Raw genomic sequence first — 19,959 nt, forward strand, 5'->3', positions numbered from 1 at the left:
GGCGGTCACGCCCTGAGAAGGTCGCGCACCTTGTCGGCGGGGAGCAGGTCGTGGCGCACCGGCTCGCGCACGAACGAGCCCGTGCCGTGCGACACCGAGCGCAGGTCGATGGGATAGCGCGACAGCTCGGCCTGGGGCACCTCGGCGTGCACGACCGTCCAGCCACCCTCCGGGCCCATCTCGTCGGCCGGTTCGGTGCCGAGCACCTGGCCGCGTCGACCGCGCAGGTCTGACATGACGGCCCCGAGGTACTCGTCGGCGATCGTGATGTCGACCCGGTCGATCGGCTCGAGCAGCGCCATCGTCGACTCGTTGGCGGCCTCCTTGAGTGCGAGCGCCGCCGCCGTCTGGAACGCGACGTCCGACGAGTCGACCGAGTGGGCCTTGCCGTCGGTGAGGGTCACGCGCACGTCGACGACGGGGTGGCCGGTGAGCAGGCCCTTCTCTAGCTGCATCCGCGCACCCTTCTCCACCGACGGGATGAACTGGCGGGGCACGGAGCCACCGACCACCTTGTCGACGAACTCAAAACCCGACCCGCGGGGGAGCGGCTCGATCTCGATCGAGCACACGGCGTACTGGCCGTGGCCGCCGGACTGCTTGACGTGCCGGCCCTGCACGCTGCACTTGCGCACGAAGGTCTCGCGCAGCGCCGTGCGGTAGGGCTCCGCGGTCACGGTGACGCCGTAGCGGTCGGCGAGCTGCCCGATGAGGTCGTCGACGTGGGCCTGGCCCATCGTCCAGAGCACGACCTGCTCGGTCTCGGCCGAGTGGTCGAGCCGCACCGTGACGTCCTCGGCCACGAGACGCTGGAGGGCCGCGGCCAGCTTGTCCTCGTCGGACTTCGTCGCCGCGCGGATCGCCACGGGGAGCTGCGGCTCGGGCAGCAGCCATGGGGCGACGACCGCGGGCCGGTCGAGCGACGAGAGCGTGTCGGACGTCTCGGCCCGCGTGAGCTTCGACACGAGGGCCAGGTCGCCGGCGATGGCGGTACCCCTCGGTCGGTGGCCGTCGACGAAGGGCGAGGCGAGCGGTCCGACGCGCTCGTCGTCGTCGTGCGCGGGGTGGCCCATGACCTCGTGGCCGACGAAGTCGCCGAGGTGTCCCGAGACGTGCACGGTCTCGTCGACGCGGAGGGTGCCGGAGAAGACGCGCACGAGCGAGAGACGCCCGACGTACGGGTCGGTGGTCGTCCTCACGACCTCGGCCACGAGCGGCTGGTCGGGATCGCACGCGACCCCGCTGATGGCGCCGCCGGCCGGGCTGGTCACGGTCGGCAGCGGGTGCACGGTCGGGTCGGGGAAGGCTCGCTCGACCATGCCGAGCAGCTCCTCGACGCCCGCGCCGGTGAGCGGCGAGACCGGGACGATGGGGAAGAAGGTGCCCTGCGCGATGGCGGCGCGCAGGTCGGTGAGCAGCGACTCGGTCTCGATGGTCTCGCCCTCGAGGTAGCGGTCGAGCAAGGTCGCGTCCTCTGACTCCTCGATGACCGACTCGATCAGGGCCGACCGGGCCTCCTCGTGCTCCTCGGACGTCTCGTCCGTGAGCAGGCCCACGACCCCGGTGACCTCACCGTCCGACACGGTGGGCCAGTGGGTGGCGCGGGCGTCGCCGAACGTGCGGCGGCACGTCTCGACGGTGACCCCGAAGTCGGCGCGGGGCTGGTCGAGGTGCGTGACGACGACGGCGCGGGGCATGCCGACGGCCGCGCACTCGCGCCACAGCAGCGAGACCGGACGGTCGATGTCGTCGGCGCCAGAGATGACGAAGACGGCGGCGTCGGCGGCGCGGAGCCCGGCCCTGAGGTCACCGACGAAGTCGGGGTAGCCGGGGGTGTCGAGCAGGTTCAGCGTGACCTGGCCTGACTCGAACGAGGCGGTCGTGAGGGTGGTGGTGCGCACGTGGTCGGTGGTGCCGGTGCGCTGACCGGGCACGCGCGCCGCGACGAGCGCCTCGAAGAGTGCGGTCTTGCCGGCCCCGCCGGGTCCGACCAGCACGACGTTGCGGATGTCCTGCGGCGAGGCGGGGTTGGGGGCCGCAGGAAGGTCTGATCTGCCGGGCGTCTTTGCCATGACCCCACCCTTCTCCTGTCGCCCACCCGTCACAAGACCCCGGGCGTATGCCGTGTGGCGGGCCCGTGATCGCCGGCCGAAACCCGCGTGCAGCCTGTCGGTGTGGGGTGACAGGCTGGCGTCATGGATCTCGGGGCCTACCGGCCGGTGCTGGCCAACCGCGACACACGCGGTGCGTTGCTGCTGGGCTTCTTCATCCGGGTGCCGATGTGGGCCGGGGCGGTCATCCTCACGCTCCACGTGGTCTCGTCCCTCGGCCGCAGCTACGGCGAGGCCGGACTGGTCACCGCGGCCTCGACCATCGCCGTGGCGATCTCCGGGCCCTGGCGCGGGCGCCTCCTCGACCGCATCGGCCTGCGGCGCACGGTCGGGCCCTCACTGCTCGTGCAGGTGGTCTGCTGGTCCATCGCACCGTGGGTCGACTATGCGCCGCTCATCGGCTTCGCGGCGCTCGCGGGCCTGTTCGTCGTGCCGACCTTCTCGATCCTGCGTCAGGTCATCATCCGGTCGGTCCCGGCCGAGCAGCGGCGCACGGCCCTCTCGCTCGACTCGTCGGCCACCGAGCTCTCGTTCATGGTCGGACCCGCCATCGGGGTCTGGCTCGCCACGACCCACGACACCGGCTGGGCGCTGCTGATCTGCGAGCTCACCTCGGTCGCGGCCGGGTTCGTGCTGTGGCTGGTCAACCCGCCGCTCACGTCCGAGACGTCGACGCCGGCCACCGACGACCCGGGCGAGAGCGCACGCGCCGACGCGATCGCCACCGCCGAGGCAGGTCCCTCCGACGAGGCAGAGGCCGCGCGGCCGGCCAGGTCGCGGGCGGTCCGGGGCTTCATCACTCTTCCCGTCGCCGCCGTGTACCTCGCGGCCGCCTGCTCCACCCTCGTGCTCAGCGGCACTGACGTCTCGATCGTCGCCGCCCTGCGCGGCTTCGACGCCACCGCGTCGATCGGCTGGGTCCTCGCCCTCTGGGGCGCGGGCTCGCTGGTCGGTGGTCTCGTCTACGGCGCCTGGCACCGGTCGTTCTCGGTGTTCTGGCTCCTCGGCGGGCTCGCCGCGCTGACGCTGCCCGTCGCGCTCGCCGTCGGCGTGCCGACCTTCGCTGTGCTGGTCACGCTCTCGGGCCTGCTCTGCGCGCCGACCATCACCGCGACGGTCGAGCAGCTGAGCCGGCTCGTCCCCGAGCGGTTCCGGGGCGAGATGATGGGCTGGCACGGCTCGGCGATGACGGCAGGCTCGGCGCTCGGTGCGCCCCTCGCCGGCTTCGCCATCGACCGCGGCGGGTGGCAGTCGGGGTTCGTCGTCGTCTCGCTGCTCGGTGTCCTCATCGCTGGCGGCGGGCTGGTGGCAGCCCGCCGTACCCGTGCCTCCGGGGCGGCAGCGGTCGACGTCGGCGCCGATTCGGAGCGAGGCGTCCCGGCTGCTAACATGGAGCACTGACCAGCCGTCACCCTGTTCCCGCTCCGGCGGAGTCGGGTGACGACGTGCAAGAGAAGCTCGCTTCCACCCGCGTCGACCTCACGGTTGCCGGGTCAAGGTCTGCTCGACAGGCGTGCCGCTGCTGCGGTGCGCGTGGCGAGCCGTGTGACGCGACGGCGACCGTCCGGCATACGCGACCCTTGGGCTCCTCGTGCACACACGGGGAGCCCTTTTCTCGTTGTGGTCGCAGCAGGACAGCAGTACCCGTCTGGTCACCCATTTCTCGAACTTAGGAGCACCACATCAGCGAGCCTCGCATCAACGAGCGCATCCGGGTCCCGGAAGTGCGCTTGGTTGGCCCCAACGGCGAGCAGGTCGGCATCGTCCGCGTCGAGGACGCGCTGCGTCTGGCCGAGGAGGCGAACCTCGACCTCGTCGAGGTGGCCCCCATGGCCAAGCCGCCGGTCGCCAAGCTCATGGACTTCGGCAAGTTCAAGTACGAAGCCGCCATGAAGGCACGGGAAGCGCGCAAGAACCAGGTCAACACCGTCATCAAGGAGATCAAGCTCCGACCGAAGATCGACCCGCACGACTACGGCACCAAGAAGGGCCACGTCGAGCGGTTCCTCAAGGCCGGCGACAAGGTCAAGGTGACGATCATGTTCCGCGGACGCGAGCAGTCGCGTCCCGAGCTCGGGCGCCGTCTGCTCGAGCGCCTCGCCGAGGACATCGCCGAGCTCGGCTTCGTCGAGTCGGCCCCGAAGCAGGACGGCCGAAACATGATCATGGTGATCGGCCCGACCAAGAAGAAGGCCGAGGCCAAGGCCGAGCAGCGCCGCTCCAGGGAGTTGCACGACCAGCGCCCGGCGGCGGACGAGCAGGCAGCAGCCGAGCAGCTCGAGGGCGAGCAGCCCGCACCCGAGCAGGCCGACGCCCCGCAGACCGACGCCCCGCAGACCGACGAGGCCACCGCAGCCGCCGAGTGATCGGCCCGCGATGACCCGCCGGAGGCGTGAGCCCAGTCTCGAGCCACCGGCACGACAGACCACGTACGTCCACTGACGCACGCAACACGAAGGAGATCGGCCCCCATGCCGAAGATGAAGACGCACAGCGGTGCGAAGAAGCGTTTCCGCCTCACCGGCACCGGCAAGGTCATGCGCGAGCAGGCCGGCGGCCGCCACCTGCTCGAGCACAAGTCGAGCAAGAAGATGCGTTCCATCGCGAACGACGTCGAGCTCGCCAAGCCGGACGCCAAGAAGGCCAAGAAGCTCCTCGGCAAGTGAGCCGGGACACCCACCAATCAGCATCTCGCTGAGCAGCCGGGGTCCCGGTAGCCAGCAGCAGTAGCACTGCGTCGAGCAGAGAAGGAGTATTCACGTGGCACGCGTGAAGCGGGCGGTCAACGCCCAGAAGAAGCGTCGAGTCGTTCTCGAGCGCGCCAGCGGTTACCGCGGTCAGCGGTCGCGTCTCTACCGCAAGGCCAAGGAGCAGGTCACCCACTCGCTGGGTTACGCCTACCGTGACCGTCGCGCCAAGAAGGGTGACTTCCGTCGCCTCTGGATCCAGCGCATCAACGCTGCGGCCCGCGCCAACGGCATGACCTACAACCGGTTCATGCAGGGCCTCAAGGCCGCCGGTGTCGAGGTCGACCGCAAGATCCTCGCCGACCTCGCCGTCAACGACGCGCCGGCCTTCACCGCGCTCGTCGAGCTCTCGCGCGCCAACGTGCCGGCCGCTGTCAACGCAGCCGACGCCAAGGCCGGCGACGCCGCCTGAGCGACGCCGCCGCTCTGAGCACCACAGCGCACACCGAGCGCCGGGACGCCCCGTGCTGACCAACCCCCGATCCGATCGGGTCAAGGCAGTCCGGGCGCTGTCCCGGCGCTCGGTGCGTTCGCGCACCGGCGAGTTCCTCGCCGAGGGGCCGCAATCCGTCCGCGAGGCGGTGGCCTTCCGTCCCGATCTCGTCCGCGACGTGTACGTGACGCCAGAGGCCGCCGAACGGCATACGGCCATCGTCGATGCGGCGCGGTCCGCCGAGCTGTGGGTGCACGAGGTGACCACCGAGGTGCTCGCCGCCATGTGCGACACCGAGTCCCCCCAGGGCATCGCGGCCGTATGCCGCATGGTCGACGTCCCGCTCGACGTGGCCCTGGCGGGGCTTCCCGCCGACGCGCTCGTGTGCGTCCTCACGAACGTGCGCGACCCCGGTAACGCCGGCACCGTCATCCGGGGGGCCGACGCGGCCGGGGCCGACGCCGTGGTCGTCAGCGACGCGAGCGTCGACATCTACAACAGCAAGGTCGTCCGCTCCACCGTCGGCTCCCTCTGGCACCTGCCGGTGAGCACGGGCTCGACGGTGCCCGAGATCCTCGACGCGCTGCGGGCACGGGGGATCAGGCTGCTCGCCGCCGACGGGGCCGGCACCAGCCTGCTGCACGACGCCGACCTCGGGGGCGCGCACGCCTGGGTGATGGGCAACGAGGCGTGGGGCCTGCCCCAGGAGATCCGCGAGGCCTGCGACGACGTCGTCCGTGTCCCCATCTACGGCCACGCCGAGTCGCTCAACCTCGCCATGGCGGCCACCGTCTGCCTGTACGCCTCGGCCGAGGCGCGCCGCGCCCGTCGCTGACCGCCGCCGCCCGTGGCCCCGTGGTTATCCTCGGAGCCATGACCTCCGCCGACGGGACCGGTTCCGACCTCCCCGAGTCGGCGGCATCCGTGGCCCCGGTGGCGATGATGGGCGAGATGCTGCCCGACGGCCTCGTCGTCGTCGGCGGTGACCGCCGCATCCGGTTCGCCAACTCCGAGGCGCTGCGCATCCTCGAGTGCGAGAAGGGCGATCTCGAAGGGCGGCTGCTCGACGAGGGGCTGCCCCTCACCGACAAGTACGGCCGTGACTGGTGGGCCCACACCGACCCGTGGAACGGGCTCGCCAGCCGACCCGGCCACCGCGAGAAGCTCCTCGTCGCGCCCAAGGGACACGACGTCCTCGTCACGGCCCGCTACATCCGCCCCGACCCCGGCGGCGCCGTGGCCCGGGTCATGCTCGGGCTGCGCGACGCCGAGGCGCGCCAGCGTGCCGAACGCGACCAGGCCACCGTGCTCTCCACCGTGGCGCACGAGCTGCGCGCACCGCTGACGTCGGTCACCGGCTTCACCAGCAGCCTGCTTCGGCGGTGGGAACGCTTCACCGACGAGCAGAAGCGCCTCATGATCGAGACGATCGAGGCAGACGCGACACGGCTCACCCGACTCATCACCGAGCTGCTCGACATCTCGCGCCTCGACTCCGACAACCTCAACCTGCGCCGGGGCCCGGTCGACCTGCACGCGCTGCTGTCGAAGCACGTCGTCCGCTACGAGCTCGGCCGCTCCACCGGCACGGTGCGCCTGCAGCTGGGCCTCCAGGCGTCCGCCGGCGGGCTCCCCGAGATGTGGGCCGACACCGACCGCCTCGAGCAGATCTTCTTCAACCTCATCGAGAACGGGCTGCTCCACGGCGACGGACGGGTCACGGTGACCGTCGACTGCGGCGGAGAGCTCGGCGACTCACCGGAGTCCGTCGTGGTCGAGGTCGACGACGAGGGAGAGGGCATCCCCTCGGCCGACCGCGAAAAGATCTTCGGCCGCTTCTGGCACGGTCCCTCCAACGCCAGCACCGGCCTCGGGCTCTACGTGGTCCGGGGTCTGGTCGAGGCCCACGGGGGCACCGTGCACGTCTCCGACAACGAGGCGGGTGGCGCCCGCTTCGTCGTCCGACTGCCCGCGGGTCTGCCCGAGGCCTTCGGCAGCTGACCGCGGACCGGGCGGCCGGCAAACCCGTTCGACGCCGCCCCTAGACTGGCAGCCCAGAACCGACCGCACCCGAGCGAGAGCAGCGAACGCACGCCGATGTCCGGACCCAACACGAACTACGACCCCGTCGAGGTCTCGGCTCTCGACCCGGCCAACGTCGACTCCGCCGTGCAGGAAGCCCTCACCGCGATCGCGGCGGCCGCCTCGCTCGACGACCTCAAGGCCGTGCGCATCGCGCACCAGGGTGAGAAGAGCCCCCTGGCACTGGCCAACCGTGAGATCGGAGCGCTGCCCCCGAGCGCCAAGGCCGAGGCGGGCAAGCGAGTCGGCCAGGCCCGTGGACGAGTGGGCCAGGCCCTCTCGGCGCGTCAGGCCGAGCTCGAGGTCGAGCGCGACGAGCGCATCCTCGTGGAGGAGCGCGTCGACGTCACCGTCCCCGCGCTGCGCCGTCCGACGGGTGCGCGGCACCCGATCGAGCTGGTGGCCCAACGCCTCGTCGACGCCTTCGTGGGCATGGGCTGGGAGGTCGCGGAGGGTCCCGAGCTCGAGAGCGAGTGGCTCAACTTCGATGCGCTGAACCTGGGTCCCGACCACCCTGCGCGCCAGATGCAGGACACCTTCTTCCTCGACCCGGTCGACTCGGGCCTCGTCCTGCGCACCCAGACCTCGCCGGTCCAGATCCGCACGATGCTCGAGCAGGAGCCGCCGATCTACATCGTGGCGCCGGGCAAGGTGTTCCGCACCGACGACCTCGACGCGACGCACACGCCGGTCTTCCACCAGATCGAGTGCCTCGCCATCGACAAGGGCCTGACGATGGCCCACCTGCGCGGCGCGCTCGACGCCTTCGTCCGCATCATGTTCGGCGAGGAGACCCGCACTCGGGTGCGCGCCAACTACTTCCCCTTCACCGAGCCCAGCATGGAGACCGACTTCCTCTGCTTCGCCTGCCACGGCGAGGAGACCTGGGGCAGCGCCGAGCCGTGCCGCACCTGCGGCGGCTCCGGCTGGATCGAGCTGGGAGGCTCCGGAATGGTCAACCGCAAGGTGCTGCGAACGTGCGGCATCGACCCCGACGTCTACTCCGGCTTCGCGTTCGGGCTGGGCATCGAGCGCGCTCTCCAGCTGCGCCACGGCGTCCAGGGCATGCACGAGATCGTCGAGGGCGACACGCGCTTCTCGCAGCAGTTCGGGATGGGGGCCTGACATGCGTACGCCGCTGAGCTGGCTCGCCGAGTACACCGACCTCGCGCCCGGGACGCGTGGCGCCGACGTCGCCGCGAGCCTCGTCCGCGTCGGCCTCGAGGAGGAGGACCTCCACGGGGGCGACATCACCGGTCCGCTCGTCGTCGGGAGTGTCCTCGAGCTCGAGGAGCAGGTCCAGAAGAACGGCAAGCCGATCCGCTACTGCGTCGTCGACGTGGGGCAGAACGGCCAGATGCTCACCGAGGGCAAGCACCAGGAGATCGTCTGCGGAGCCGTCAACTTCGAGGTCGGCGACCTCGTCGTCGTCGTGCTCCCCGGTGCGGTGCTGCCCGGCGGTTTCGAGATCTCGGCGCGCAAGACGTACGGCCGCATGTCCAACGGCATGATCTGCGCCGAGGACGAGATCGGCCTGGGCCACGACCACGACGGCATCATCGTGCTCAGCCGGCTCCTCGGCGAGGAACGGGCTGCGACGCTGAGCCCCGGCGACGACGCGATCGCCCTGCTCGGGCTGGCCGACGAGACGGTCGAGACCAACGTGACCCCCGACCGTGGCTACTGTTTCTCGCTGCGCGGGCTCGCCCGCGAGTACTGGCACGCCCAGGGCAGCCCCGAGGGCGGCTTCCGTGACCCCGCAGACGTGGCGACCCCCGAAGCCAACAGCGACGGCTACACCGTCGAGCTCAAGGACGACTCGCCCATCGACGGCAACGAGGGCTGCGACCGTTACGTCGCGCGCATCGTCCGCGGCATCGACCCGACCCGACAGACGCCGTCGTGGATGGCCCGCCGGCTGACCCAGGCGGGTATGCGACCCATCTCGCTGTCCGTCGACGTGACCAACTACGTCATGCTCGCCGTCGGCCAGCCGCTGCACGCCTTCGACGTCGAGAGGCTCTCCGGGTCCGTCGTCGTGCGCCGCGCGCGCGTCGGCGAGAAGCTCACGACCCTCGACGACGTCGAGCGCTCGCTGCACGTCGACGACCTGCTCATCACCGACGGTGGCGAGCAGCCGCTCGCCATCGCGGGTGTCATGGGTGGCGCGTCGTCCGAGGTGTCCGACTCGACCACCGACGTGCTCATCGAGGCCGCGCACTTCGACCCGACGACGGTCGCGCGCTCCTCCCGCCGCCACCGTCTCATCACCGAGGCCTCGAAGCGCTTCGAGCGCGGCGTCGACCCGAAGGTGACGGCGGCCGCCGCCCAGCTCGCGGTCGACCTCCTCGTCGAGCACGGAGGTGGCGCCGTCGACCCGGGCGTCACCGACGTCGACCGCACGACCGACCGCGTCGCCTACCGCCTCGACGTCACCGAGCCGGCGCGCATCGTCGGCGTCGACTACTCCCGCGACCAGGTCGTCGGCATCCTGCGTGACCTCGGGTGCACCGTCGACGAGCACGGCCCCGGCACTGACGACCCGCACGTCCTCGTMACGCCGCCGTCGTGGCGTCCCGACCTCGTCGACGCGCCCGACTACGCCGAGGAGGTCGCGCGGATCGACGGCTACAACAACATCCCGTCGATCACGCCGACCCCCACCGAGGGCCGCGGCCTGACCCACGCCCAGAGGGCCCGCCGTGTCGTGGCCGACGCGCTCGCCGGTGCCGGGCTCACCGAGGTGCTCAGCTACCCCTTCGTCGCCGAGGGGCTCGCCGACCAGCTCATGCTGCCGGCCGACGACGACCGCCGCCAGGCAGTCCGCCTGGCCAACCCGCTCTCCGAGGAGCGTCCGCTGCTGCGCACGTCGGTCCTCGCGAGCCTCGTCGACACGCTGCGCCGCAACGTGGCTCGCGGCCAGAAGGACGTCGCGATCTACGAGCTGGGTCTCGTCTTCCGTCCCGGCGGCCCGTTGGGCACGGCGCCGATCCCGAGCGTGGCCGCCCGGCCCGACGCCGAGACCCTCGAGCGGCTGTACGCCGCGGTGCCGGCTCAGCCGCGCCGCGCCGGCATCCTCGCGACCGGCCAGGCCGAGCCTGCCGGTTGGTGGGGCCCCGGTCGAGCGGCCGACTGGAGCGACATGGTCGCCGCGGTCCAGACCGTCGCCGCGGCCCTCGCCGTGCCAGTCGTCGTCGCGAACGACCCCGACCACGCACCGTGGCACCCCGGACGGTGCGCGCGCATCGCGTTGCCGGACGGCACCCTCGTCGGTCACGCCGGCGAGCTGCATCCGAAGGTGGTGGCCGCGCTCGAGCTGCCCGAGCGCACCGTGGCCGCAGAGATCGACGTCGACGTCCTCATCGCGGCCAGCGCCGAGCCGGTCCAGGCGCGCGGGTTCTCGACGTTCCCGCCAGCGCTCACCGACGTGGCCCTGCTCGTCGGTGCCGACGTCGCAGCGGCGGACGTCGAGACGGCCCTGCGCTCCGGCGCGGGCGAGGCGCTCGAGTCGGTCGCCCTGTTCGACGTCTACGAGGGCGAGCACGTCGAGGCGGGCCGCAAGTCGCTGGCCTACCGGCTGACGTTCCGGGCGTCCGACCGCACGCTGACCACCGACGAGGTCAACGGCTTCCGCGACGCGGCCGTGTTGGCCGCCGCCTCGGCGACCGGAGCCGTCCAGCGCTGAAAGCCAGCCATGCACGAATATGCATGGTCGTGTATAGTCATGCATTGTGATCAGGGCAGCAGTGGCGGGGGCGAGCGGCTACGCCGGAGGAGAGATCCTCCGGCTGCTGCTCGCCCACCCGCAGTTCGAGGTCGGAGCCGTCACAGCGGCGAGCAGCGCGGGGGAGCGGCTCGGCGCTGTGCACCCGAACCTCGTGCCGCTCGCCGAGCGTGTGCTCGAGGCGACCACCGTCGAGACGCTGTCGGGCCACGACGTCGTCTTCCTCGCGCTGCCGCACGGCCACTCGGGCGCGTTGGCCGCGCAGCTGCCCGACTCGGTCGTCGTCATCGACTGCGGGGCCGACTTCCGGCTCGAGTCCGAGTCGGCCTGGAACGCCTTCTACGACACGGCGTATGCCGGCTCGTGGCCCTACGGGTTGCCCGAGCTCCCGGGGCCTGCCGGGTCGATCCAGCGCGAGCGGTTGTCGGGCGCACGGCGGATCGCCGTGCCGGGCTGCTACCCGACGGGCATCTCCCTCGCCCTCGCCCCCGGCTTCGCCGCCGGGCTGCTCGAGCCCGACGACGTCGTCGTGGTCGCGGCCTCCGGCACGTCCGGCGCCGGTAAGTCCCTCAAGCCCCACCTGCTGGGCAGCGAGGTGATGGGCTCGATGTCGCCCTACGGAGTCGGCGGTGGGCACCGGCACACCCCGGAGATCGAGCAGAACCTCGGCCGGGCCGCGGGCGAGCCGGTCACCGTCTCGTTCACGCCCACGCTCGCACCCATGCCGCGCGGCATCCTGGCAACCTGCACGTCGCGGTTGCGGCCCGATGCCGACCCGGCTTCAGTGCGCGAGGCGTGGGAGAAGGCATACGCGGCAGAGCCCTTCGTCCACGTGCTGCGCGAGGGCACCTGGCCCACCACCGCATCCGTCATCGGCAGCAACCACGTCCAGATGCAGGTCGCGGTCGACGAGCGCCTGCGCCGCGTCGTGGTCGTCTCGGCCGTCGACAACCTCACCAAGGGCACGGCGGGCGCAGCGGTGCAGTGCGCCAACATCGCCCTGGGCCTCGACGAGACCCTCGGCCTCCCCATGGCGGGGGTGGCGCCGTGAACACCTCTGACGTGCAGCTCCCCGCCGGTTTCCGGGCTTCGGGGGTCACCGCGGGTCTCAAGGCCAGCGGCACTCCCGACCTTGCCCTGGTCGTCAACGACGGCCCAGACCACCACGCGGCGGCCGTCTTCACGAGCAACCGCGTCGAAGCAGCCCCGGTCACGTGGTCGCGGCAGGTCGTCGCTGACGGCCGTGCCGATGCCGTCGTGCTCAACTCCGGCGGCGCGAACGCCTGCACCGGCGCCCAGGGCTTCCTCGACACGCACCGCACCGCCGAGCACGTCGCCGAGGTGCTCGGCGTCTCGGCCGGCGACGTCGTCGTCTGCTCGACGGGACTCATCGGCGAGCTGCTGCCGATGGACAAGATCCTCGCCGGCACCGACGCGGCCGCGGCCGCACTGTCGGCCGACGGCCACGAGGCCGCCGCGGTCGCCATCAAGACCACCGACACCGTGCACAAGGTCGCCGGCCACGCCGGTGACGGGTGGTCGGTGTCCGGCATGGCCAAGGGGGCGGGCATGCTGGCCCCCGCGCTCGCGACGATGCTCGTCGTCCTCACCACCGACGCCGTCGTCGATCCAGCTGACCTCGAGGCGGCCCTGCGCTCCGCCACCGCAGTCTCCTTCGACCGCATCGACTCGGACGCCTGCATGTCGACCAACGACACCGTCGTCGTCCTCGCCTCCGGAGCCTCTGGCGTGCACGCCGACCGCAAGGCCCTCACAGACGCCCTGACGACGGTCTCGTCCGACCTCGCGCGACAGCTCATCGCCGACGCCGAGGGTGCGGCGCACGACATCGCGATCGAGGTGACGGGTGCCGCCTCGGTCGACGACGCGCTCGAGGTGGCCCGCGCCGTGGCCCGCAACAACCTGTTCAAGTGCGCGATCTTCGGCAACGACCCCAACTGGGGCCGCGTGCTCGCCGCCGTGGGCACCACCCGGGCCGCCTTCGACCCGAGCTCGCTCGACGTGACGATGAACGGCGTCCGGGTCTGCCGGGCGGGAGGCGTCGGCGACGACCGCTCTCTCGTGGACCTCGCGCCGCGCGAGGTCCACGTCCTCGTCGACCTCCATGCCGGGTCCGAGACCGCCACGGTCTGGACCAACGACCTCACCCACGACTACGTCCACGAGAACTCGGCCTACAGCACATGAGCTCCGACGCGACCCGCCAGACCACCACGCAGGGCAACCTGCGCGGCCTCATCGACGCCGCCGCCATCCGCGTCGCCGCCGGCAAGGCCGCCACGCTCGTCGAGGCGCTGCCCTGGCTCGAGCGGTTCCGGGGCGCGCTCGTCGTCGTGAAGTACGGCGGCAACGCCATGGTCGACGACGACCTCAAGGCCGCGTTCGCCGAGGACATCGCCTTCCTCAGGTATGCCGGCCTGCGCCCGGTCGTGGTGCACGGCGGCGGCCCGCAGATCAAGGCGATGCTCGAGCGGGTCGGCCTCGAGAGCGAGTTCAAGGGCGGTCTGCGGGTGACCACGCCCGAGGTGATGGACGTCGTGCGGATGGTGCTCACCGGTCAGGTCGGCCGCGAGCTCGTCGGGCTGCTCAACCAGCACGGCCCCATCGCGGTCGGGCTCTCGGGCGAGGACGCCGGCCTGCTCGGGGCCCGGCGCCGTGGCACCGTCGTCGACGGCGAGGAGGTCGACCTCGGTCTCGTCGGCGACGTCGAGAGCGTCAACCCCTCGGCGATCATCGACATCCTCGACGCCGGGCGCGTCCCCGTCGTCTCCACCGTCGCCCCCGACCTCGACGTCGACGGCCAGGTGCTCAACGTCAACGCCGACACCGCCGCGGCCGCCATCGCCGTCGCGCTGGGCGCCGAGAAGCTTGTCGTCCTCACCGACGTCGAGGGCATCTACGCCAGCTGGCCCGACCGCAGCTCACTGCTCTCGACGATCACGGTGAGTGCGGCACACGAGCTGCTGTCGCGCGTCGACCACGGCATGGTGCCCAAGCTCGAGGCCTGCATCCGGGCCGTCGAGGGGGGAGTGCCGCAGACGCACGTCGTCGACGGGCGCAAGCCCCACTCGATCCTCCTCGAGATCTTCACCGACGAGGGGATCGGCACCATGGTGCTGCCCGAGATCACCGGTTCGCTGCGCGGGCCAGACCAGTCCGGCCAGTCCGGCCGTTCCGCCCAGTCCGCACAGGAGGACGCATGACGACCGGAAGCGACCTGCTCGGGCGCTACGCCGGCGCGATGGTGCAGGTCTTCGGCACCCCGCAGCTCGTCCTCGCCGAGGGCCACGGCTGCTGGGTCACCGACGTCGACGGCAAGCGCTACCTCGACCTGCTCTCGGGCATCGCCGTCAACGCGCTCGGCCACGGCCACCCGGCGCTGGTGCAGGCAGTCGCCAAGCAGGCCGAGTCGGCGATCCACGTCTCGAACTTCTTCACCTCCGAGCCGGCCATCGCGCTGGCCGAGCGGATCCTGTCCGTGAGCGCCGCGCCGGCCGGCTCCGGGGTCTTCTTCGCCAACTCCGGCACCGAAGCGACCGAGGCGGCCGTCAAGCTGTCGCGCCGCACCGGACGCAGCCGCATCGTCGCCCTCGAGGGCTCCTTCCACGGTCGTTCGACCGGCGCGCTGGCACTCACCCACAAGCCGGCCTACCGCGAGCCCTTCGAGCCGCTCATCCCCGGCGTGGTCTTCGTCCCGCCCAACGACGTCGAAGCGCTGACGTCGGCAGTGGACGAGACGACCGCCGCGGTCTTCCTCGAGCCGATCCAGGGCGAGGCCGGCGTGCGCGAGCTGACGGCCGACTACCTTCGGGCAGCGCGGGATGCCACGTCCCGGCACGGCGCTTTGCTCGTGCTCGACGAGATCCAGACCGGCATCGGCCGCACCGGAAACTGGTTCGCCCACCAGCCCTCCGGCGTCGTCCCCGACGCGATGACCCTGGCGAAAGGCCTCGGCGGCGGAGTTCCCATCGGCGCCCTGGTCACCTTCGGTCCTGCGGTCACGCAGATGCTGGCCGCCGGCCAGCACGGCACGACGTTCGGCGGCAACCCCCTGGCGTGCGCGGCAGGCCTCGCGGTGCTCGACACCATCGAGCGCGACGGCCTCCTCGAGCACGTCCGCGAGGTCGGCGCCCTGCTCGACGAGCTCCACCTGGACGGCGTCGCCGGCACGCGCGGTCGTGGGCTGCTGCGGGCCATCGAGCTCGACGGCATACCTTCGGCAGCCGTAATGGCAGCCGCGCGCGAGGCCGGCTTCATCGTCAACGCCGTCACGCCCACGGCGATCCGTCTCGCGCCGCCGCTCGTCATCTCCGAGAGCGAGCTGGGTGGCTTCCTCGACGCCCTCCCGGCGATCCTCGACGCCGCCCGGGCGGGGGAGGCCACAGCGTGAGCCGCACCCAGCGTCAGCGCCGCATCGTCGAGCTCCTCGGAGCCAACGCCGTCCACAGCCAGGGCGAGCTGTCCGACCTGCTCGTCGCCGAGGGCACCGAGGTCACCCAGGCGACCCTGTCGCGCGACCTCGTCGAGCTCGGCGCCGTCAAGGTACGCCGTGGCCGTGCCCTCGTGTATGCCGTCCCGGGCGAGGGCGGCGAGGTGACCGCCGTCGGCTCGATCGGCGATGCCGCGTCGGCCCGGCTGCGCCGCACCTGCGAGGAGCTGCTCGTCTCGGCCACGGCGGCGCAGAGCCTCGTCGTGCTCCGCACCCCACCGGGCGCCGCCAACTACCTCGCGTCGGCCATCGACCAGGCGCGAGACCCCGAGGTCGTCGGCACCATCGCCGGCGATGACACGATCATGATCGTCACGGCGGGCGCGAAGCAGGCCGTCGCCGTCGCCGAGCGGCTCCAGGCCCTCGTCGGCACGCGCGACTGACGCGGGCACAGCCGGCGGCACGCGAACGAGACGCACGACTCCAACACCGTCCACTCCAGGAGGCACCACCATGACCACCGACGTCCCCACCGGCACCGGCGAGCAGGGCGCCGCCCGCGTCAGCCTCTGGGGCGGCCGCTTCGCCGGTGGTCCGGACAAGGCGCTCGCCGCCCTGTCCAAGAGCACCCACTTCGACTGGCGCCTCGCCCCGCACGACATCGCGGGCTCCCGGGCGCACGCGCGGGTGCTGCACGCCGCCGGGCTGCTCACGCAGGAGCACCTGGCAGCCATGCTCGACGGCCTCGACCGGCTCGAGGCCGATGTCGTCTCGGGTGCCTTCGTGCCGGCCGAGGACGACGAGGACGTCCACACCGCCCTCGAGCGCGGCCTCATCGAGGGGGTGGGCCCGGACCTCGGTGGCCGCCTCCGAGCCGGGCGCTCGCGCAACGACCAGGTGGCGACCCTCTTCCGCATGTACCTGCGAGAGCACGCACGCGTCGTCGGCGGGCTCGTGCTCGACGTCGTCGACGCCCTCGTGGCGCAGGCGAAGCAGCACCTCGGCGTCTCGATGCCGGGCCGGACCCACCTGCAGCACGCGCAGCCGGTGCTGCTCAGCCACCACCTCCTGGCGCACGCCTGGGCGCTGCTGCGCGACGTCGACCGGCTGCGCGACTGGGACGCCCGCACCGACGCCTCGCCCTACGGCTCCGGCGCCCTCGCCGGCTCGTCGCTCGGCCTCGACCCCGAGCTCGTCGCGAAGGACCTCGGGTTCGCCCGTGCCGTCGAGAACTCGATCGACGGCACGGCCTCGCGAGACTTCGTGGCCGAGTTCGCGTTCGTCGCGGCGATGACGGCGGTCGACATCTCCCGGATCGCCGAGGAGGTCGTCATCTGGGCCACCAAGGAGTTCTCCTTCATCACCCTCGACGACGCCTACTCCACCGGGTCGAGCATCATGCCGCAGAAGAAGAACCCCGACGTCGCAGAGCTCGCCCGCGGCAAGGCCGGCCGCCTCGTCGGCGACCTCGCAGGCCTCCTCACGACGCTGAAGGCGCTGCCGCTCGCCTACAACCGCGACCTCCAGGAGGACAAGGAGCCCGTCTTCGACGCGGTCGACACCCTCGAGGTGCTCCTCCCGGCGTTCTCCGGCATGGTCGCAACCCTGACCTTCCACACCGAGCGGCTCGAGTCCCTGGCCCCGCAGGGTTTCGCGCTCGCCACCGACATCGCCGAGTGGCTCGTGCGCGAGGGCGTGCCGTTCCGGGTCGCCCACGAAGTGGCAGGGGCGTGCGTCCGCGACTGCGAGGCCCGCGGCATCGAGCTGTGGGATCTCACCGACGACGACTTCGGGCGCATCAGCGAGCACCTGACGCCCGAGGTGCGAAGCGTCCTCTCCGTGGAGGGCTCGCTCGCGTCCCGAGACGCCGTGGGCGGCACCGCCCCGGTCCGCGTCGGCGAGCAGCTCGTCGCCGCCACAGAGCGGACGGCGCTCGCCCGAACCTGGGTCGACGCCGGCGTCTGACGTGCCACCAGGTTCGACCGTCGCCGCCCGCGGCTACGGTGACGACGTGAGCGCTGACGAACGCCTGCGACGGGACTTCTTCGCCCGCCCGTCGGTGGAGGTTGCGCCAGACCTGCTCGGTCGCCACCTCTCGTACGGCGGGGTCACGCTGCGCCTCACCGAGCTCGAGGCGTACGCCGGGGATGTGGACCCCGGATCGCACGCCTACCGCGGGGAGACCCCTCGCACCCGCCCGATGTTCGGGCCGCCCGGCTTCACCTACGTCTACTTCACCTACGGCCACCACTGGTGCGTCAACCTCGTCGTGGGTGAGGTCGGTAGCGCGTCGGCGGTCCTCGTGCGCGCCGGCGAGGTGGTCGAGGGCCACGACCTCGTCCGCGCCCGACGAGGCCCCGTGCGTGAGCGCGACTGGGCGCGCGGACCTGGCCGTATCGGACAGGCTCTCGCGATGGGGCGCGAGCAGACCGGCCGCGACTTCTGCCGTCCGCCCGTCGGCGATCCCATCGACCTCGTCGTGAGCGCGGGGGAGCAGGTGGCCCCCACCGACGTCTGCGTCGGGCCGCGCGTCGGGGTCAGCGGACCGGGGGGCGACGGCGCCGCCTACCCCTGGCGCTTCTGGGTCGACGGCGAGCCCAGTGTGTCGGCCTACCGGCCGGGCGTCGTGCGCAAGCGACGCTGACTCAGCCGCGGTCTGCCGTGGTCAGGCCGGCCCCCGGGTCAACGGGCGGTACTCGGTGGCTGCGGCAGGGCGGCATACGGCAGGCTTGGCCGCGGCGGGCAGGGAGCCCGCCCGACCGAGAGGACACCGATACCCGTGACGGACATCTTCGACGAGCTGCAGTGGCGCGGCCTGGTGGCGCAGTCCACCGATGAGGCGACGCTGCGTCAGGACCTCGCCGAGGGGCCGATCACCGTGTACTGCGGCTTCGACCCCAGCGCGCCCTCCCTCCACTTCGGCAACTTCGTCCAGCTGTCCGTGCTCCGGCGGATGCAGGCGGCGGGCCACCGCGTGATCTGCCTCGTCGGCGGGTCGACCGGGCTCATCGGTGATCCGAAGCCCGATGCCGAGCGTGTCCTGCAGGACAAGGGGACCATTGCGGAATCGGTAGCGCGCATCCAGCAGCTCGTCGCACCGCTCCTCGACTTCGACGGGGACAACCCGGCCACCCTGGTCAACAACCTCGACTGGACGGCGCCCATGAGTGCGCTCGACTTCCTGCGCGACGTGGGCCGCCACTTCCGGGTCAACCAGATGATCCGCAAGGAGGCGGTGGCCCGGCGCCTCGAGAGCGATCAGGGGATCTCGTACACCGAGTTCAGCTACCAGATGCTGCAGGCCCTGGACTACCTCGAGCTGTACCGCAGCCGGGGGTGCAGGCTGCAGATCGGTGGCAGCGACCAGTGGGGCAACATCACGGCCGGCGTGGATCTCGTCCATCGCGTCGAGGGTGCGTCGGTGCATGCGCTCGCCACGCCGTTGCTCGTCGACTCGACCGGACGCAAGTTCGGCAAGTCGGAGGGCAACGCCGTATGGCTCAGTGCCGACATGACGAGCGCGTACGCCTTCTACCAGTATTTCCTCAACGTCGAGGACGCCTCGGTGGTTGCCATGCTCAAGGCCTTGAGCGACCGCTCGCGCGAGGAGATCGTCGAGCTCGAGCGTCAGGTGGCCGAGGAGCCATTCCGTCGGGCCGCGCAGCGTGCCCTGGCGGCTGACGTGACGACGCTGGTGCACGGAGCGGAGGCCACGGCGGCGGTGCAGGCGGCGTCCGAGGCGTTGTTCGGCAAGGGCGACCTCACCGGGCTCGACCCGCGGACCCTTGGTGACGCGACCGCGGAGCTTCCCGGTGCCCACGTCGCCGTGGGCACATCGCTCGTCGACGCGCTCGTCGCGGTGGGCCTCGTCGACTCGCGCAACGGGGCGAGGCGAGCCATCGGTGAAGGGGGAGCGTCACTCAACAACGTCAAGGTCACCGACCCCGACCAGGTGCTGGGGGAGGACGACTTCCTGCACGGCGCCGTCGCGGTGATCAAGCGCGGGCGGCGCAACCTCGCCGCTGCCAGGCGAGGCTGAGCGCGCCGTAGCGGCCGGATCGGCGCTCTGAGCGCGTGCAAAGGGGCGGATCTCGTTGTGACACAACGGGATCCGCCCCTTTGCGGGTCTCGGGGGTGGGTGGATTTGTGTTTTCCGCGGAGGCCCGGTTAATGTTCTCTACGTCAGCCCGACAGGGAGGAACGGACACCACCGCAGCGCGAGTCATCGTGAGGCGAAGCAGGCCGGTCCCGGGGTTGACAGAAGGTCCGAAGCACACTGGTTGATCCGGTAGGCTTTGGAGGGTAGGAGCCGCTGGCACCAAGCGGGTTGAATCTGGACGGTCTGAAGGCTGGTTCGCGGGTTTGACTCCCAAGTGTGAGGCGGGTAAGTTTGAAGGGTTGCCCCGGAGGCT

At 71.7% G+C, this 19,959-nt stretch carries 17 protein-coding genes; 16 read left to right on the forward strand and 1 reads right to left on the reverse strand.

What is annotated here, in order from left to right; genetic code table 11:
- Window positions 1-5: 5 nt before the first annotated feature.
- Entirely contained in the window at window positions 6-2,072 is a 2,067-nt protein-coding gene (locus AC1DE0_RS22225) for an elongation factor G-like protein EF-G2 (protein ID WP_478105778.1), read from the reverse strand.
- A gap of 123 nt (window positions 2,073-2,195) precedes the next feature.
- On the opposite strand from AC1DE0_RS22225, the gene AC1DE0_RS22230 reads away from it, so the two are divergent.
- From AC1DE0_RS22230 to tyrS, 16 genes are all read left to right on the forward strand, one after another.
- Entirely contained in the window at window positions 2,196-3,512 is a 1,317-nt protein-coding gene (locus AC1DE0_RS22230) for an MFS transporter (RefSeq protein ID WP_478105780.1), read from the forward strand.
- 323 nt (window positions 3,513-3,835) lie between these two features.
- Window positions 3,836-4,477 (forward strand): translation initiation factor IF-3, encoded by a 642-nt coding sequence (gene infC, locus AC1DE0_RS22235; RefSeq protein ID WP_478105782.1) that lies wholly within the window; start codon window positions 3,836-3,838, stop codon window positions 4,475-4,477.
- A gap of 105 nt (window positions 4,478-4,582) precedes the next feature.
- The gene (gene rpmI, locus AC1DE0_RS22240) at window positions 4,583-4,777 is read left to right on the forward strand and encodes a 50S ribosomal protein L35 (protein ID WP_020144695.1); all 195 of its coding nucleotides are present in this window, start codon (window positions 4,583-4,585) and stop codon (window positions 4,775-4,777) included.
- Window positions 4,778-4,871: 94 nt separating this feature from the next.
- Window positions 4,872-5,270, forward strand: coding sequence for a 50S ribosomal protein L20 (gene rplT / locus AC1DE0_RS22245; RefSeq protein WP_478105784.1), 399 nt, complete (start codon window positions 4,872-4,874; stop codon window positions 5,268-5,270).
- A 52-nt stretch (window positions 5,271-5,322) separates the two neighbouring features.
- Window positions 5,323-6,126, forward strand: a complete 804-nt coding sequence (locus AC1DE0_RS22250; protein ID WP_478105786.1) for a TrmH family RNA methyltransferase — start codon at window positions 5,323-5,325, stop codon at window positions 6,124-6,126.
- Window positions 6,127-6,164: 38 nt separating this feature from the next.
- Window positions 6,165-7,292, forward strand: coding sequence for a sensor histidine kinase (locus tag AC1DE0_RS22255; RefSeq protein WP_478105788.1), 1,128 nt, complete (start codon window positions 6,165-6,167; stop codon window positions 7,290-7,292).
- 96 nt (window positions 7,293-7,388) lie between these two features.
- Entirely contained in the window at window positions 7,389-8,498 is a 1,110-nt protein-coding gene (gene pheS, locus AC1DE0_RS22260) for a phenylalanine--tRNA ligase subunit alpha (protein ID WP_478105790.1), read from the forward strand.
- Between the two features lies 1 nt (window position 8,499).
- The gene (gene pheT / locus AC1DE0_RS22265; protein WP_478105792.1) at window positions 8,500-11,058 is read left to right on the forward strand and encodes a phenylalanine--tRNA ligase subunit beta; all 2,559 of its coding nucleotides are present in this window, start codon (window positions 8,500-8,502) and stop codon (window positions 11,056-11,058) included.
- Window positions 11,059-11,101: 43 nt separating this feature from the next.
- Complete coding sequence (gene argC, locus AC1DE0_RS22270) at window positions 11,102-12,148, forward strand: N-acetyl-gamma-glutamyl-phosphate reductase (protein ID WP_478105810.1); 1,047 nt, start codon at window positions 11,102-11,104, stop codon at window positions 12,146-12,148.
- Entirely contained in the window at window positions 12,145-13,305 is a 1,161-nt protein-coding gene (argJ, locus tag AC1DE0_RS22275) for a bifunctional glutamate N-acetyltransferase/amino-acid acetyltransferase ArgJ (protein WP_478105794.1), read from the forward strand. Before argC ends, argJ begins: the two co-directional genes overlap by 4 nt.
- Window positions 13,302-14,321 carry an acetylglutamate kinase gene (gene argB / locus AC1DE0_RS22280; protein ID WP_478105796.1) on the forward strand — a complete coding sequence of 340 codons (1,020 nt, stop codon included), beginning with the start codon at window positions 13,302-13,304 and terminating at the stop codon, window positions 14,319-14,321. Before argJ ends, argB begins: the two co-directional genes overlap by 4 nt.
- Window positions 14,318-15,508 carry an acetylornithine transaminase gene (locus AC1DE0_RS22285; protein ID WP_478105798.1) on the forward strand — a complete coding sequence of 397 codons (1,191 nt, stop codon included), beginning with the start codon at window positions 14,318-14,320 and terminating at the stop codon, window positions 15,506-15,508. The genes argB and AC1DE0_RS22285 overlap by 4 nt, the downstream gene beginning before the upstream one ends.
- On the forward strand, window positions 15,505-15,990 hold the full coding sequence (gene argR, locus AC1DE0_RS22290; protein WP_478105800.1) for an arginine repressor: 486 nt from the start codon (window positions 15,505-15,507) through the stop codon (window positions 15,988-15,990). The genes AC1DE0_RS22285 and argR overlap by 4 nt, the downstream gene beginning before the upstream one ends.
- A gap of 70 nt (window positions 15,991-16,060) precedes the next feature.
- Complete coding sequence (gene argH, locus AC1DE0_RS22295; protein ID WP_478105802.1) at window positions 16,061-17,512, forward strand: argininosuccinate lyase; 1,452 nt, start codon at window positions 16,061-16,063, stop codon at window positions 17,510-17,512.
- A 46-nt stretch (window positions 17,513-17,558) separates the two neighbouring features.
- Window positions 17,559-18,191, forward strand: a complete 633-nt coding sequence (locus AC1DE0_RS22300) for a DNA-3-methyladenine glycosylase (protein WP_478105804.1) — start codon at window positions 17,559-17,561, stop codon at window positions 18,189-18,191.
- Window positions 18,192-18,326: 135 nt separating this feature from the next.
- A complete protein-coding gene (gene tyrS / locus AC1DE0_RS22305; RefSeq protein WP_478105806.1) occupies window positions 18,327-19,586 on the forward strand; it encodes a tyrosine--tRNA ligase in 1,260 nt (419 codons plus the stop codon).
- Window positions 19,587-19,959 lie beyond the last annotated feature (373 nt).

It is taken from the genome of Terrabacter sp. 05T424, assembly GCF_056396225.1.